Here is a 666-nt window from a genome sequence, read left to right on the forward strand (position 1 = left end):
ATTTATTCTTGTGAGAAAATTCAAAGTATTTATGTAATAAAAGGAGACAATGAGAATGACTGAGTTTGACCTATGGAAATCATTTAACTATCAAGAATCTAATGTTCAATTATGGGTATTTAAGAAGAGTCAATCATCTGCTAAATTCCGTGGATGGCATGTGAAAACTGATCCTGCCATAGAACAGCTTTTTCGAGATGCAGCAAGTAAAGATGTAACATTGACAACAGAACATCTTTCTTATCAACCATTATCTCAAAATAATGAAAATAGTTGTCTAACTCACTCTTTATCAGAAAGTGAAGGCTTGACTGCATTATTAAATGTAGTTAACCAGCCCGCGACTGAGAATATTGATGCTAAACTAAAGCATCTGAAAGGAGCTATTGGTTATTTAGTTAAATTTCAATTTGATAGCCAAGTGGTTTATGCAATTAGAAAAACTGCTCCAACATGGAAACCTAAAATTCGTAATTCTTTTATTAATGCTATTTTCCAAAATGGAGAATTATCCGCAACACCTGAAGAAACCTTCTCTTTTGATGACTATTTTGATTTTTACTGCATTAATGAGGTCATTTTTATAAAATCGAAGCGTGCATATGAAAGTACAACTTCAGATAAAAAAAGCTACCAAAGGAATTTTGATAGCTTATTAATAGATCC

At 31.8% G+C, this 666-nt stretch carries 1 protein-coding gene; it reads left to right on the top strand.

The annotated features are described in order from the left end of the window. Positions 1-55 precede the first annotated feature (55 nt). Positions 56-666 (top strand): Kiwa anti-phage protein KwaB-like domain-containing protein (locus tag ACTHUE_RS19770; RefSeq protein WP_440424250.1); only part of this gene is annotated, 611 nt, incomplete at its 3' end.

Source organism: Neisseria sp. P0021.S005, assembly GCF_051956955.1.